Here is a 15,058-nt window from a genome sequence, read left to right on the forward strand (position 1 = left end):
TGTTTTTTTAATAATTAATTTTTAATTGAATTTTAAAGTTTCTCCCTAAATCATCAGCAAAGTAGCGTAGTTTGTTTAAATAATTTCGATAACTGGTATTAAGTATATTGTCTACAGAAAATGTTAATCCCATATTGGTTTTAAATAGATTAAACTCTATACCTGACGAAAAATTTAATAAATGGTAAGCATTGGGAGGTGTACTAATATCAACAAGTTCATAACTATTAGTTTGAGGGATAAAAATGTCAAAATTGTTGTTAGGGAAATTGTTTTGTCTAGCATTAAATTCACTTTGAACAGAAGCATTGAAATTATACCATTCAGCTTTGTTAAAAGTAAGTTGCGTTACCGTCTTAAATGGAGGAATATCTATAAGATCACGTTTGTTACTTGTATCCTTTCCTCTAAGAAACGAAGTTTTATTTCCGATACTTAAACTTTTGTTTATTTGATAACTTATATTAGTATCGATACCAAATAAATGAGCGTTTACTTGTTTATAATCCCAAGTAACAAAAGTACCACGTTGTGTTAATTCAGCTCCTGAAGGTTCTATATAAATAAAATCATTTATAAAGTTGTAAAATCCTTCAACAGAAAAATCAAGTTTGTTGTGGTTAAAATTATAAGTAGCAGAAAATCTATTAGACGTTTCTGGTTGTATACGTAAATCTCCTAATTCTATTCTAGCTGCAGAATGATGTAACCCAGCACTGAATAATTCAGAAGCATTAGGTGCTCTATTTGCTAAACCATAGTTCGCAATTAAAGAACTTTTTTCATTAATGTTATAAGAAATGCCTAATGATGTCGAAATATTATGGTAAGTAAATACAGGATTTGCCAATAATTGAGTGCCTTGCACATTTGGATCAACTATAAAGTGGCTAAAATCATTTTGATAACCTAAACTGTTCCATCTAGAAATTTGATAAAACTTTTTAGCATCAATATGTTCAAAATCGTATCTTATACCTGCAGTTAATAAGATGTCTTCAAATCTAAAATTTCCAATTCCATAAGCTCCAAAAGTATATTTGTCATAATCAGGTATGATTCTTCTTACTTTAGTTGCTGGGTCAGGGAAATTATTTTGATAGCTTCCAATAATTCCAAATTTATAAATTCGATCAGGATTTGCATCCATTTTTAAATCAGCTCTAAAAGAATGAGTTTTTAATAATAAATCAGTGGCAGCTAAATTTTTATTGTCACCTCTTCTTAAATCAAACTCTAATCTATTGTTGCTTTGGAAATCATATTGTAAAGATAATTTACCAATTCCTTTAAAACGCTTATAGTAGCTAGCTTTAAGTAATTGGTGAGTAACATCTTGTTTTGGGTTGTCTATTGTATAACTAAAATCACTTATTTTTAATGGAGTAGGGCTGTTAATAGCATTTCTTAAATCAGAAGCACTACCTACATGAGAGGCGCTTAGAATTCCTATTTTATTAACTATATGACTATAAAAAAGTTCAAAACCTTTATCGAACTTTTTAAATCCTGTAGCAATTGTAAACGCTTTAGAATCTATTCCTGTATTTGTCAAATAGTAATCAGGTGCTCTAAAATCACCAGCTCTTTTGTACGAAGCTTGTCCATTTATATACCAGCCTTTTGCATAATTTTTTTGCAAACTACTAGTAATATTAAAAAGTCTTCCATTAGATTGCTGAGAAAGAATTGTTTTTCCATACAAAGTATCTTTATTAATCAGAACTTTTGAGGGATTAACAATAACAACTCCTCCTATAGCATCTCCACCATATTGTAATGCATTAGCTCCTTTTATAACTGAAACAGTTTCTGCAGCGTTTAAATCAATATTAGGAGCGTGTTCTATTCCCCATTCTTGATCTTGTAAACGTACATTATTAAAAGAAATAAGAACTCTACTACTATGTAAACCGTTAATTACAGGTTTAACAATAGAGTTCCCAGTATTAATAGAAGATACACCAGATATATCTTTCAAAGCATCACCTAAACTTGCACTACTGAATTTTTCTAAAGTTTTTGTTTTAATTAAGGTTTCTTGTGAAGTTTTAGTTTTTAACCCCGTTTTACCTTTAACACTTACTTCGTTTAATTCTTCAATATGGTGCTCTAAATCAATAACTTTATAAAGGTTTTTGTCTATTGTAAAAGTTAAAGTTCTAGGGTCACATGCAACGTGAGAAATTTCAACAGTAATAGTACCTTTACATACATTATTAATGGTGAATTTTCCATTGATATCTGTAGTGGTGTATTTGTTTTGATTTTTAATTAAAACCGTAGCTCCAACTATGGGCGATTTATCATGAAAATCATCTACTAAACCTGAGAATGTATATGTACATTCTTCTTGTGCTATTATTATAGAAGAAAAACTCCATAACAAAAGCATCAGAACAATATTTTTTAAGTTCATTAAATTTTAGCTATAAATAATTGAATAAAAAGATTACGTAATTATTATATAACTAGGCGGTGCGCGTGATGATTTAAGTGAAGTGAAATTTGAGTTAAATTGTTTTGGACTTCTAAGAGCTTTTTCTACATGAATATCTTCAGAAAATAATTCGTAATTATTACCTAAATCAAAATAAGTAACTTTTAATTGTAGGTGTAAATCACCACAATCATTCTCTAATTCATGTAAGTGTTGCTCTGTTTTAGAAGTACAAGCAATATGTTCATGATCTTCAAAAAGGTCATGAGAAGCCCTAACTAATGTTGGTGTTAGCAACGAAAAGATAAGTAAAAGGGCAATATGTCTTTTAAAGCTGAACATAACTCAGTTCGCAAATGTATAAAAAAATAAGACCTATTTATAATTATAAACAGGTCTTATTTAAAAATAGTATAATTTTAACTAATTAGCTTTATTTTTTTGAATTTCCACGCATTTTCATGTTTAGCATTTCAACTAATAATGAAAAGGTAATAGCAAAATACAAATAACCCTTAGGAATTGTACCTATTTCTTCACCAAATAATTTAGCATGAGATAGATGGGCACTTTCAGCAATAAGCATAAATCCAATTAATATTAAAAATGATAACCCTAACATTTGAATTGTTGGATGCTTGTTTACGAACTTACCTACTGGATTAGCAAATAACATCATAATAACCATTGATAAAACAACCGAAGCAATCATAATAATCATAGCTCCTTCAACACCGTTTGTCATACCAACTGCCGTTAAAATTGAATCAAAAGAGAATACAATGTTAATTAATGTAATTTGAATAATAGCTTGTGTTAAAGTATATCCTTTTTGAGGTTTTCCGTCTTCGGCATTTTCTTCATGACCTTCTACTTTATGGTGAATTTCCTTGGTACTTTTATATAATAAAAATATACCTCCAGCAAATAGGATTAAAGCTTGTCCTGTAACTCCAGCTTTAAACCAAGAAAAGTCTACATGAAATAATGGAGCATTCATGGCTATAAGTAAAGAAATACCAAATAGTAAAACGATACGCAATACCATTGCTAAAACTAAACCTATATTAGTGGCTTTTTTTTGTAGGTTTTCAGGTAGTTTATTTGCTGCTATTGATATAAAAATAATGTTATCAATACCTAAAACAATTTCTAAAAAAGTTAAGGTTACTAATGCACCCCAGGTGTCGGGTTGTAAGAAAATTTCCATAGTTTATTTTACTTTATATACAGTTCCTTTTTGTTTAAAATTAGAGTAACCAATTCTAGCTGTAAAACTATAAGAGCTATCGGTTACTTTTGTAATTTGAACAAATATAGGGTCTTTATCCAAATCTGTTTTTGGATTTTTCATTTTTAAGTTATAGGCAAAATTATTTTTCCACTTAATGTAAAGTGTATCAATATGTTTTTCTTCCTTAACAGTGGTTAAACTATCTGTTGAAATACTTACTTTTTTAGTGTATTCTTCAATTTGTAAGCTATCTTTCCTTACAATAATAGTTTTTCCATAGCCCTCTCCAGCTGGAATTTCAAAAGTTCCATATTTAAAACGAGTTGGATCTCCTTTCTTTTCTGGAGAACAAGAGATAAATGAAATAGCAAAAAGACAAAAAGCAACTTTAAGGCTATTTTTTAAAGAAAATGAAAAGTTAACAACTTTAATCATGTTTATAAAGACTTTAAATTTTGGTAAATAGTTTGACTAATAATTTCAATAGATTGATTTCCATCAATGTCTAGAGTAGGAATGTTTTTTCCTTTAATATAATCTATTGCAGGTACCGTTTGGGTAATAAACTCGTCAATTCTAGTTAATACCGTATTTTGATCTGCATCATCTTTTCTATTTTCTTCTTTAGCTCTTATTTTGGCTCTTTCTAACAATACTTCTTTAGGTACTTTTAAATAAATAACAAAGTCTATAGTATTATTATCCTTTTCTAAAATATTAATTAAGTGTTCTGCTTGAATAACGTTTCTAGGATATCCATCAAATAAAAAGTTTTTTTTGTTGTCACTTTGAGTGTAAACTTTTTCAAGAATTTTCATTACCAATTCATCAGGAACTAATAAACCTTTATTGCTGTATTCGGAAGCTTTTAAACCTAAGTCGGTTTCTTGAGACTTTTCTGCTCTTAAGACATCTCCAGTTGAAAGATGAGTTAAACCAAAATTAGTGATTATGTTCTTAGATTGCGTCCCTTTTCCAGCAAGAGGAGGTCCAAAAATGATGATATTCATAAAATTAAATTCCTGTATAATTAGATGGTGTAATTGCTTTTAACTCATTTTTTATTTCAGAAGAAACTTCTAAAGTATCAATGAAATTAGCAATAGACTGTTGTGTTATTTTTTCGTTTGTACGTGTCAAACCTTTTAAAGCTTCGTATGGATTTGGATATGCTTCTCGACGTAAAATTGTTTGAATAGCTTCTGCAACTACAGCCCAATTGTTTTCTAAATCTTCTTCAAATTTTTCTTCGTTTAATAATAACTTATTTAAACCTTTTAAAGTTGAAGCAAAACCAATTAAGGTATGTCCAAAAGGAACCCCTATGTTACGTAAAACAGTACTGTCAGTTAAATCACGTTGCAATCTAGATACAGGTAATTTAGCCGATAAGTGCTCAAAAATAGCGTTTGCAATTCCTAAGTTACCTTCAGAATTTTCAAAATCAATAGGATTAACTTTATGTGGCATTGCTGAAGAACCTACTTCACCTTTCTTTATTTTTTGTTTAAAATAATCGTTAGAAACATAGGTCCATACATCACGGTCTAAATCGATTAAAATAGTGTTTATACGTTTTAAGCCATCGTATAAAGCAGCCATATGGTCATAGTGCTCAATTTGAGTAGTTGGAAACGAATGATGTAATCCTAAAATTTCTTCAACAAAATGGGTTCCAAAATTTTTCCAATCAATGTCTGGATATGCTACTTTATGTGCATTGAAATTTCCTGTAGCACCTCCAAATTTTGCTGCATGTGGTGTGTGCTGTATGTGTATTGCTTGATTATTAATACGCTCTACAAATACAAAAAATTCTTTTCCTAAACGAGTAGGAGAGGCTGGCTGTCCATGTGTACGAGCTAGCATTGGAATGTTTTCCCATTCTTCAGATAAATCAGCTAATTTGCATACTAAAGTATCTAAAGTAGGATAATAAACGTCATTCATTGCATCTTTAATAGATAAAGGAATGGCAGTATTATTAATATCTTGAGAAGTTAATCCGAAATGGATAAACTCTTTATAAGCTTGTAAATTTAAAGCATCAAATTTTTCTTTAATAAAGTATTCAACAGCTTTTACATCATGATTGGTAATTGCTTCGATATCTTTAATTTTCTGAGCATCATCAGACGAAAAAGAAGTGTAAATTTCACGAAGGTTTGAATATAAATCTTTGTTGAAATCAACTAACTGAGGTAAAGGAATTTCACATAAAGCAATAAAATACTCTATTTCAACTTTTACTCTGTACTTAATTAAGGCTTCTTCTGAAAAATAATTAGCTAAATCCGCAACTTTATTGCGGTATCTACCATCAATAGGAGAGATGGCATTTAATTGTGTTAAGTTCATTTTTTGTTGTTGTGTTGTAAGCAACAAAAATAGAAAATACTTATATTATGTTAAAGGATATCTGAAAGGAATTTAACGATAAACTTTTCGTTTTAAGATTTTAAGATCACCTTTCTTTTCCAATAATTTTATTACACGTATTACTGTTTCTACACGTAAGCCTAGAATATCGGCAATTTGCTGTCTTGTATATTCAATTTTAAAAGTAAAGTCTCCCTTTATTTTATAAACATCATTTTTTAAATAATCAAAAAACCGAAGAACTCTATGAGCTGGTTCTTGACTAGAAATTTCGGAAGCTATAATTGCTTTATAATACAAACGTTTGGCTAGACTTTGTGTTATTTTTAAATGAATTTCTGGATTTTCTTGGAGTAAATTAAATAGTTGTTCTTTTGAAATTACTATAACTTCTGAATCAGAAATAGCTTCTGCATTGGCAGGATATTTTACATCGATAAATAAAGGAGGTTCACCAAAACTCTGTTCTTTATAAAAAATACCTTGAATAAACTCTTTTCCATCTTCATTATAATTATTCATTTTAATAGCTCCATTACTAATTTGAAAATAGTTATGAGCAGTTTGATTTTCAGAAAAAATAATTTCTCCTTTTTTATAGGTTTTATATTGAGCGTTATAGCTTAGTAAAAGTTCTTTAGGTATCATTATGATTTAAGTCATAAATTGCAACAGTATAAAGATATACTTTTGTTGCTTATTAATAAATAGTTTTTGATGAATAGAAAAGAAATAGAGAATAGAGAAGATGTATATTTATTAGTATCTACTTTTTATGATAAAATTAAAGAAGATGACTTTATTGGTCCGATTTTTATAAAAACCATTCCAGATGAAACTTGGGAAAGTCATTTGCAAAAACTTACCGATTTTTGGGAAACCAATCTTTTCTTTGTTCGTAAGTTTAAAGGAAATCCTATGAAAGCACATAAAGATTTAGATAAAAACTTTGATCATAGTATTTCTCAAGAACATTTTGGAAGATGGCTTCAATTATGGTTTGAAACTATTGATAATCTTTTTATTGGAAAAAAAGCTCATGAAGCTAAAGAAAGAGCACGAAATATAGCTTCCATGCTCTTTTTTAAAATGTTTGATGCTAAGCCAAAAGCGCAAGCTGGTAAATAATTAATAAAATATTTCCCAAAATATTAATTATAAACCCCCAAGCAACAACTTTAAATGGTCGTTGACTTATAGCTAAAGCATTTGCTCCCATAGCTGAAACACAGGTAAATATTAATGGGAACAGATTTACTTCTCCATGCACAGCTAAGGCTGCAGAAAAAGAAGCAATCATAGTACCTATCATTATTAAAATAACAGATATACCAATAGCATTCTTTTTTTCTTCTGCTATCTTTTGATTTATTGTTTTTATTGGGTTGAAATTTAAAGTCTTAAAGTTTAAATTACTTACAGTTAATTGTTTTGTTGTACTCATGCCTAATAATATTTACTACAAAATTATTACCCATAGACTAATTAATTTATGACCGAAATCATAAATGAAAACTTATTAGATTAATTTAATTGAATAGATATTTTTATATTCACAGATTAAAATATCTTTTGTGGAATCATTGACCCTTTTTTATATAGTATTAGCAGTTTTAGTAAGCGTTGCAATTGCTTTCTTTCAATATTTTTATAAAGCCAAAAAAACGCCTAAAATCCATGTTTTTTTATTCTTTTTAAAAGCATTGAGTTTGTTTTTACTGTTATTACTATTAATCAATCCTAAAATTGAAATGGTTGAAACTGAAAATAACAAACCGGTTTTAGCTGTTTTAGTTGATAATTCTTTGTCTGTTAAACATTTTAAGCAGGAAAAAGAGATAGCAGGCATTGTACAAGAAATTGAAAACAATAAAAAAATACAAGATAAGTTTGATGTACAATTGTTTACTTATGGAAAAAATATAAAAGCATTAGATAGTTTATCTTTTTCAGAAACTCAAACAGATATTTCACAAGCAATAACATCAGTTAGTGAATTAAATAAAGAAGCAAATAGCGCTACTATTTTAATTAGTGATGGTAACCAAACAAAAGGAAATGATTATGAATATTTAAATATAAACAAAAGTGTATATCCTATAGTTGTTGGTGATACTACTACATATCAAGATATACAAATTTCACAACTGAATGTAAATAAATACAGTTATATAAAAAATAAGTTTCCCGTAGAAGCTCTTTTGTATTATCAAGGAAAAGAACAAGTAACTTCTACTTTTACAATATCGCATAAGGGAAAAAGAGTTTTTTCAAAAAAACTACAGTTTTCTTCATCAAATCCATCTCAAACAGTTTCGACTAATTTGTTATCAGGAGAAAAAGGTTTACAATACTACTCAGCTTCAATTAGTAAAATTGAGAATGAAAAAAATACAAAGAATAACTATAAAAGCTTTTCGGTAGAAGTACTTGATGAACAAACAAAAGTATTGATAGTAAGCTCTTTTTTACACCCTGATTTAGGAGCACTTAAAAAATCAATAGAAAGTAATAAACAACGTAAGGCAGATATAGCTTTAATTAACGATAGGAATATTAATTTTTCAGAGTATCAGTTTTATGTATTGTATCAACCCAATAGTTATTTTAAAAAGTTTTTTGAAAAAGTTTCTTCAAATTATTTAGTAATCTCAGGAACTAAGACTGATTGGAACTTTTTAAACTCTTTAAAATTAGGTGTTCGAAAGCAAGCGATTAATCAAGTAGAAGAATATGCAGCTATTTATAATGATGGTTTTTTAACTTTTTTACAAAAAGACATTGGTTTTGATGAGTTTCCTCCGCTTATAGACAAGTTTGGGGAAGTTACCTTAGATAGTAAATCGCAAAGTTTATTGTATCAAAAATTTGCTGGAGTAGAAACGCAACAGCCTTTGTTAACTACCATTGAGAATAATGAAAAAAAGTATGCAGTTTTATTTGGAGAAGGAATTTGGAAATGGAGAGCAGCAAGTTTTTTAAAAGAACAATCTTTTGAAACGTTTGATACATTTATAGGTAGCTTAACTCAATATTTAGCGTCTAATAAAAAAAGAAAAAGATTAGAAGTTAGTGCAGAACGTTTATATGCGGCCAATGTACCAATTAGCATTACAGCTTTTTATGTAGATAAAAATTACCAATTTGATAATAGAGCTGAACTACAGCTAACAATTACAAATACAGAGAGTAAAGAGAAAAAAACTTTACCATTTTCACTTGTAAATAATTCATTTCAGGTATCGGTTGAAGGCTTAACTTCTGGTGATTATAGTTATAGAGTGTCGGTAAAAAATCAAAATATAAATAGTTATGGAAAATTTAAAATAACCGATTATCAAATAGAAGAACAGTTTACAAATGCTAATTATAAAAAGCTTAATTCCTTAGCTTTAAAAACAAAAGGAAAGTTGTTTTATGCAAACTCAGTTGATAATTTACTAGAAGATTTATCGCTTAACAAGTCTTATTATACAACCCAAAAATCAATTAGCAATAAAGAAAATTTAATTAATTGGAAATGGACGTTGTTTTTAATTATTGGACTCTTATCTATAGAGTGGTTTATTAGAAAATACTATGGTAAAATATAAAAAACAAATGATGTTTGATAGGTTAACAAGACCTAAATATTGAAATTTGTAGTAAAATAAAATATATGAGATTTCACACTAGAAAATGGGTAAAACCAGAAGATTTAAATCCAAATGGAACTTTATTTGGAGGGCGATTGTTACAATGGATTGACGAGGAAGTAGCTTTATATGCTATTATTCAATTAGAAATTCCTAAAACAGTAACAAAGTTTATGTCTGAAATAGATTTTGTAAGCTCAGCTAAAAAAGGAGATATAATAGAAATTGGTATTGAAGTTGTAAAATTTGGAAGATCATCAATTACTTTAAATTGTGAAGTACGTAATAAGATTACTCATAAAACTATTATTGCTATTGATAAAATAGTTATGGTTAGTTTAGATGAAGATGGAAGTCCAATAGCCCACGGAAAAACAAAAATAGAATACACTAAAGACAGGTTGAAAAAATAAATTTTCAACCTTTTTTTTATAAAAATAGTTTTTTCAATTCTTTATACTTAGTTCTACCAACGGGGAGAATTTCGCCATTATTTAATTCAACAGAATATTTACTACCAGTTTGTACAATAATTTCTTTGATTTCAGTAATTTTTACTAGATATGATTTATGAATACGTTGAAAAGATTCTGGTAATAATTGAGACAGTTTTTCTAAAGATTTATCGTGTAATTCTTTCTGATTGTTTGTTAAAAACACTTCGGTATATACACCTGCACCTTTTATATATCGTACATTTTTAATATCGATTAATTGTACTCCAGTACGTTTTTTAATAGCTAAATATTGAAGATTTTCTGTAGTTACTTCTTCTTTTCGTATAATTCTATTAAAAGCCTGTTCTAACCTTGCTTTATTAAAAGGTTTAGGAACAAAATCTAAAACACCATACTCAAAAGCAGTTAGTGCCTGATGCTTATTGGCTGAAACAATAATGGTATGAAAAGATTCTGAAACACTATTTTTTAGTACGTCAAAACCATTTTCACCGTTTAGGTTTAAATCAAGTAATAATAAATCTAATTGATTGTTTTGAATATGTTCTATACCTTCTGTTAAGGAATGCACACAAGTTAATTCTTGAAGTGTATTTAAAAAAAACTCTTTGGTCATACGTTCCACTCTTTTAGCAATACGAGCTTCATCTTCAATAATTAAAATTTTCATAAGCTATTTTATAATTGTTATTACATTTTTCCATCCATTTTCAGTAGGTTCAGAACTAAAGTTCCAATTATTTTTATAACTCTCGGTTAAACGTGCTTTGATATATTTAAAACCAGTTCCATCTGATCTATCTTTTTGAGAGTTTCTAACTTTTGCATAGGTTAGAAAGGTATATTTTTGTTTGTTATTACTTGTTTCTACAACTAATTTAAAATGCATAGAGTTGTTTTTAAGAGGTAAGCAATGTGTAATACTATTTTCAAGTAAAGTATGAATAATAGCAGGAGGAATGGTTTGAGAATCATCATTTAAAACACCTTCATCTTCCCAAAGGTATTCTATTTCTTTTCTATACCTCATAATATTCAGATGACTTTTACATAGCTTTATTTCTTGAGAAATTGGAATTAAAGTTTCATTTTCTACTTGATTTAATAAATCAAACTCGCCTGCTAAAGCTTCAATAAATTCAACGCCTTTATCAGGAGCTTCTTCAACCCAATCAATTAAAGAAGTTAAGGTATTCATTAAAAAATGGGGCTGTATTTTCTTTTTTAATAATTCATATTTTAATCTAGTAGATTCAGCTATTGTATGTTCAAAAGCGAGTCTTTGCTCTTTTAGTTTTATTGATAATATATAAAACATGCATAAAGAAATAATAGCAAAACTAACAAATAAGCTTACATCGAAAATGGATATTTTATATACAGTAAAACTCAATAGTAAACCAAATAAAACAACAATAGCGGCTTTCTGTTTTTTGTATATAGCGTAACAGATAATTAGAGTAGAAGAGAGCCACATCATCTGAGCCAAAAATAAAGCTGTATAATCAAACGAAGGCGAGTAATACTGATGAATCCATATTAGAAAAATACTATACGCTAAGAAAAACCATTTTCGGAAAGGAAAAGTGAACTGTACAGAAAAATAATAAGGAACTATAAAGGATATGAATAAAGTTAAATAACCAATAGCTTCTAAACGTAAAACGAAATGTGAATAGTGTATTGGAATGTAAAACTTAATATATTCTAGTATAATTAGTAAGAAAAATAAAAAACTAGAAATACTAAATAGTAACATTGTATACTGTTTTCTATCGCTTATGTATAAAAAGAAATAATAAATAGTAGCCAGTAAAAATGCTCCAGCCAAAATATTGATATAAATAGTATCTTTTAACTTATCGGTAACTAGTTCGTTATAATCTTTTATGTATATATAAATTCCACGAGGAGCTCCTTTTTCGTAAAGTTGCGACATACGTAAGGCTAAAGTATGGTTTCCTAATTCAAGTAAGTTATTTGGGATTAGATATTTATCAGTTGTTCTTCCGGTTTTCTCATTGTTTAATTCATTTCCAGGCTCTCCATTTCTACCTATTAAAACACCATCCCAAAACACTTCATATGCTCCAAAAGCATTGATATTTATACCTGTTAATTGTAGAGAATCAGGAACTTCAGTTATATTAATTATTTTTCTAGTCCAAAAAATATCATCTCCTTCAGGAACTTTATTTTCAATATTCCAATTACTATCATCAAAATCTTTTGTAGCCCATTGCGGATTGTCTCCAGTTTTGAATAAAAAATTTCTTTGAATTTTATACATCTTGTCTCTATGCTTATATCTTTTGAATTCATATTTACAAGAGATAGCAGATAACAAAAGGATGAGATAGAATAGTTTTTTCATGAATATTAATTGTATGGTAAAAGTAAACGAAATAAAAGTGTTTTTAGAGCAGTTTGCAAATTGTTAGAGCAGTTCACATAGTTTTAAATGAAAAGGGAGAATTTTCTATTCATTTTTGATGAAAATTAAAACTCATAAAATATGAAACCACTTATGAATCTATTCTTCTGTTTACTTTTTAGTATTTCAGTAGTAGCTCAAAAACAATCTAGCAACGGAAAAATTTTAGGAAAAGTTATAGATGCTTCAAACGAAATATTACCTTACGCAACAGTTGTACTTAAAGATGCTACTAATAATTTAATAGAAGGAGTTGTAACCGATGATAAAGGGGAATTTACCTTCTCTAAAATAAAGGTTGGTGATTATAATTTAGAAATTCAATACATAGGTTTTGTAACTGTTGAGAGAAAAATAAAAATTACAAAAGAGCAAAGTACAGTTAATTTAGGAAGTATTACAGTTAAAGAAGATACTAAAACACTTGATGAAGTAGTAGTTAAAGCAGAAACATCAGAAGTGTCGTTAAAACTAGGTAAAAAAGTATTTAGAGTAGGAAAAGATATTACCTCACAAAGTGGATCTGCCTCTGATGTATTAAGTAATGTACCTTCTGTAAATGTAAGTCCGACAGGAACAGTAAGTTTACGAGGAAATGCAAATGTACAGGTAATGATTAATGGAAGACGTTCAGCTTTATCACAATCGCAAGCACTAGAACAATTATCTGCAGACGTTATAGAAAGTATAGAAGTAATTACCAATCCATCAGCAAAATATGATGCATCAGGTTCGGCAGGAATTATTAATATCATACTAAAAAAGAATAGAAAATCAGGATTAAATGGTCAAGTACGTTTAGTTGCAGGGGTTCCAGATGATTATAGAGCAATAGGGAATTTAAATTATAAAGCGGATAAATTCAATTTTTTTACAAATTTAGGAATTAGATATACTGATTATGAAGGAGAGTATTTTAAGAAACAAACTACTACAGATAATAATGTAACTACTTTTTTAAACCAAAGTGAAGATGAAGATAGGCATGATGATGGACAATTGTTTTATTTTGGTACCGACTATTATATAAATGATAAAAATACAGTTACCATAGCTTATTATAGAAACGAAACTAAAGATACTGATGTAACCAACTTATTCTTTGATTTTTCTAACTCTGGAGTTTTAACACAGTCCTTACAAACTATTGGTAACTCTGTAGAAGAAAGAGATTACAATCAATTAGAAGCAAATTACACAAAAAACTTTGCTAAAAAAGGACAAAAGCTAACAATCGATTTTCAATATGATTTTTGGAATAGTGAAAAAGATTGGCATTTACAAACAGATGAAAAATTTCCTACAACTATTATTGCTCAAACAACAATACAAACTAAAGGAAAGGGAAGTACAGATGATATTGTAATTCAATCAGATTTTACAACACCATTAAGCGAGCAAACAAATTTAGAAATAGGAGCGAAGTTTGAGAATAGAACTATTACAAATGAATTTTTAGCAGAGGAATTAATCAATGGTCAGTTTGAAATAATAGATAACATTAATAATCAATTAGATTATAAAGAAAAGATACTGTCTAGCTACGCGCAAATAAATTCAAAAAAAGGAAAAATAAATTATCAGTTAGGTTTGAGAATAGAAAACACTAAAATTGATATTGACGCCTCAGATGTTACGTTAAATTTAAAAGATACGTATACAAACTTATTTCCATCAGCTACTTTAGGTTATGAGTTTAAAGAAAACTTAAGTGGACAAATCAATTATAGTAAAAGAATTGGACGTCCATCATTATGGCAGTTAAATCCATTTTTTCAATTAAAAGATTTTACTTCTAGGTTTACAGGAAATCCAGCGTTAAGACCATCATTTACAGATGCAATAGAGCTTTCGATAATGTATAGAGGAAATAAATTCCAGTTGAATCCTTCTGTTTATTATTCAGATACCAATAATGCATTTCAATACGAAACAGTACAAAATAATGAAGGCGTTTTTATTCAGTCACCAGTAAATTTAGATAATGAAAAACGTTATGGAGTAGAGCTATCAGCATCTTATAATCCATTAAAATGGTTACGTTTTTCAGGAGATTTTAATGCATATAGATTTCAACAAAAAGGTATATTAAATAATCAAATAGCTGATTTTTCTAGTAATACTTGGTTTACCAATTTAACAATGAATTTAAGACCATTTAAAACATTAAGGTTACAAACACGAGTTTTTCACCAAGGAGAAGAGCGTAATGCACAAACTAAATCAAAACCTATAACAAATTTAAATTTTGGTTTACAAAAAAGTATATTCAATAATAAAGGAAGTTTAATTTTTAATGTTTATAATGCTTTAGATACAAGAAGGTCTAGAGAAGAAATCATAGGTAATAATTTTTCAATCTATCAAAATAGAAGTAGGAATGCTCAACGATTTTCATTGAGTTTTGTATATAAATTCAATCAAAAACCTTCTGATAGAAATAGAAGGGCCAAAAGAAGTAATAGATATTAATATCAT

General features: G+C 28.3%; 14 protein-coding genes. 4 read left to right on the forward strand and 10 right to left on the reverse strand.

The genetic code is table 11. From position 1 onward, the window contains the following. Positions 1-7: 7 nt before the first annotated feature. From F7018_RS02930 to F7018_RS02960, 7 genes are all read right to left on the reverse strand, one after another. Complete coding sequence (locus tag F7018_RS02930) at positions 8-2,419, reverse strand: TonB-dependent receptor (RefSeq protein WP_150898500.1); 2,412 nt, start codon at positions 2,417-2,419, stop codon at positions 8-10. A gap of 33 nt (positions 2,420-2,452) precedes the next feature. Beyond that, on the reverse strand, positions 2,453-2,737 hold the full coding sequence (locus F7018_RS02935) for a hypothetical protein (protein ID WP_150898501.1): 285 nt from the start codon (positions 2,735-2,737) through the stop codon (positions 2,453-2,455). Positions 2,738-2,873: 136 nt separating this feature from the next. Then, positions 2,874-3,650: a TerC family protein gene (locus F7018_RS02940; protein WP_150898502.1), complete on the reverse strand. Its 777-nt coding sequence runs from the start codon at positions 3,648-3,650 to the stop codon at positions 2,874-2,876. A gap of 3 nt (positions 3,651-3,653) precedes the next feature. Further along, positions 3,654-4,109: a hypothetical protein gene (locus tag F7018_RS02945; RefSeq protein WP_235275225.1), complete on the reverse strand. Its 456-nt coding sequence runs from the start codon at positions 4,107-4,109 to the stop codon at positions 3,654-3,656. Between the two features lie 2 nt (positions 4,110-4,111). Continuing rightward, the gene (locus tag F7018_RS02950; protein WP_150898503.1) at positions 4,112-4,684 is read right to left on the reverse strand and encodes an adenylate kinase; all 573 of its coding nucleotides are present in this window, start codon (positions 4,682-4,684) and stop codon (positions 4,112-4,114) included. Between the two features lie 4 nt (positions 4,685-4,688). Continuing rightward, on the reverse strand, positions 4,689-6,032 hold the full coding sequence (gene purB, locus F7018_RS02955; protein WP_150898504.1) for an adenylosuccinate lyase: 1,344 nt from the start codon (positions 6,030-6,032) through the stop codon (positions 4,689-4,691). Positions 6,033-6,104: 72 nt separating this feature from the next. Further along, positions 6,105-6,701 (reverse strand): Crp/Fnr family transcriptional regulator, encoded by a 597-nt coding sequence (locus F7018_RS02960; RefSeq protein WP_150898505.1) that lies wholly within the window; start codon positions 6,699-6,701, stop codon positions 6,105-6,107. 69 nt (positions 6,702-6,770) lie between these two features. Here F7018_RS02960 and F7018_RS02965 point away from each other — a divergent pair, with 69 nt between their 5' ends. Further along, positions 6,771-7,181 carry a group III truncated hemoglobin gene (locus F7018_RS02965; protein WP_150898506.1) on the forward strand — a complete coding sequence of 137 codons (411 nt, stop codon included), beginning with the start codon at positions 6,771-6,773 and terminating at the stop codon, positions 7,179-7,181. Here the strand turns inward: F7018_RS02965 and F7018_RS02970 are convergent. Further along, positions 7,153-7,497: a hypothetical protein gene (locus F7018_RS02970; RefSeq protein WP_150898507.1), complete on the reverse strand. Its 345-nt coding sequence runs from the start codon at positions 7,495-7,497 to the stop codon at positions 7,153-7,155. The two genes, F7018_RS02965 and F7018_RS02970, sit on opposite strands and share 29 nt — an antisense overlap. Positions 7,498-7,627: 130 nt before the next feature. Here F7018_RS02970 and F7018_RS02975 point away from each other — a divergent pair, with 130 nt between their 5' ends. Further along, entirely contained in the window at positions 7,628-9,646 is a 2,019-nt protein-coding gene (locus F7018_RS02975; RefSeq protein WP_246175031.1) for a VWA domain-containing protein, read from the forward strand. A gap of 65 nt (positions 9,647-9,711) precedes the next feature. Next, positions 9,712-10,101, forward strand: coding sequence for an acyl-CoA thioesterase (locus F7018_RS02980; RefSeq protein ID WP_150898508.1), 390 nt, complete (start codon positions 9,712-9,714; stop codon positions 10,099-10,101). 16 nt (positions 10,102-10,117) lie between these two features. Here the strand turns inward: F7018_RS02980 and F7018_RS02985 are convergent, their stop codons facing one another. Further along, positions 10,118-10,816: a LytR/AlgR family response regulator transcription factor gene (locus F7018_RS02985; protein ID WP_150898509.1), complete on the reverse strand. Its 699-nt coding sequence runs from the start codon at positions 10,814-10,816 to the stop codon at positions 10,118-10,120. 3 nt (positions 10,817-10,819) lie between these two features. Then, complete coding sequence (locus F7018_RS02990) at positions 10,820-12,520, reverse strand: sensor histidine kinase (RefSeq protein ID WP_150898510.1); 1,701 nt, start codon at positions 12,518-12,520, stop codon at positions 10,820-10,822. A 141-nt stretch (positions 12,521-12,661) separates the two neighbouring features. Between F7018_RS02990 and F7018_RS02995 the strand changes: the two genes are divergently transcribed. Next, positions 12,662-15,052 (forward strand): TonB-dependent receptor domain-containing protein, encoded by a 2,391-nt coding sequence (locus F7018_RS02995; protein ID WP_150898511.1) that lies wholly within the window; start codon positions 12,662-12,664, stop codon positions 15,050-15,052. Positions 15,053-15,058: the final 6 nt, after the last annotated feature.

Origin of the sequence: Tenacibaculum aiptasiae (genome assembly GCF_008806755.1) — a bacterium.
Taxonomy (GTDB): domain Bacteria; phylum Bacteroidota; class Bacteroidia; order Flavobacteriales; family Flavobacteriaceae; genus Polaribacter; species Polaribacter aiptasiae.

What these genes read in the sequence shown, in the direction of transcription:
- F7018_RS02995 (WP_150898511.1), top strand. Translation starts at nt 12,662, where the DNA reads ATGAAACCACTTATGAATCTATTCTTCTGTTTACTTTTTAGTATTTCA.
- purB (WP_150898504.1), bottom strand. Translation starts at nt 6,032, where the DNA reads ATGAACTTAACACAATTAAATGCCATCTCTCCTATTGATGGTAGATAC.
- F7018_RS02965 (WP_150898506.1), top strand. Translation starts at nt 6,771, where the DNA reads ATGAATAGAAAAGAAATAGAGAATAGAGAAGATGTATATTTATTAGTA.
- F7018_RS02945 (WP_235275225.1), bottom strand. Translation starts at nt 4,109, where the DNA reads ATGATTAAAGTTGTTAACTTTTCATTTTCTTTAAAAAATAGCCTTAAA.
- F7018_RS02970 (WP_150898507.1), bottom strand. Translation starts at nt 7,497, where the DNA reads ATGAGTACAACAAAACAATTAACTGTAAGTAATTTAAACTTTAAGACT.
- F7018_RS02940 (WP_150898502.1), bottom strand. Translation starts at nt 3,650, where the DNA reads ATGGAAATTTTCTTACAACCCGACACCTGGGGTGCATTAGTAACCTTA.
- F7018_RS02980 (WP_150898508.1), top strand. Translation starts at nt 9,712, where the DNA reads ATGAGATTTCACACTAGAAAATGGGTAAAACCAGAAGATTTAAATCCA.
- F7018_RS02950 (WP_150898503.1), bottom strand. Translation starts at nt 4,684, where the DNA reads ATGAATATCATCATTTTTGGACCTCCTCTTGCTGGAAAAGGGACGCAA.
- F7018_RS02960 (WP_150898505.1), bottom strand. Translation starts at nt 6,701, where the DNA reads ATGATACCTAAAGAACTTTTACTAAGCTATAACGCTCAATATAAAACC.
- F7018_RS02990 (WP_150898510.1), bottom strand. Translation starts at nt 12,520, where the DNA reads ATGAAAAAACTATTCTATCTCATCCTTTTGTTATCTGCTATCTCTTGT.
- F7018_RS02985 (WP_150898509.1), bottom strand. Translation starts at nt 10,816, where the DNA reads ATGAAAATTTTAATTATTGAAGATGAAGCTCGTATTGCTAAAAGAGTG.
- F7018_RS02930 (WP_150898500.1), bottom strand. Translation starts at nt 2,419, where the DNA reads ATGAACTTAAAAAATATTGTTCTGATGCTTTTGTTATGGAGTTTTTCT.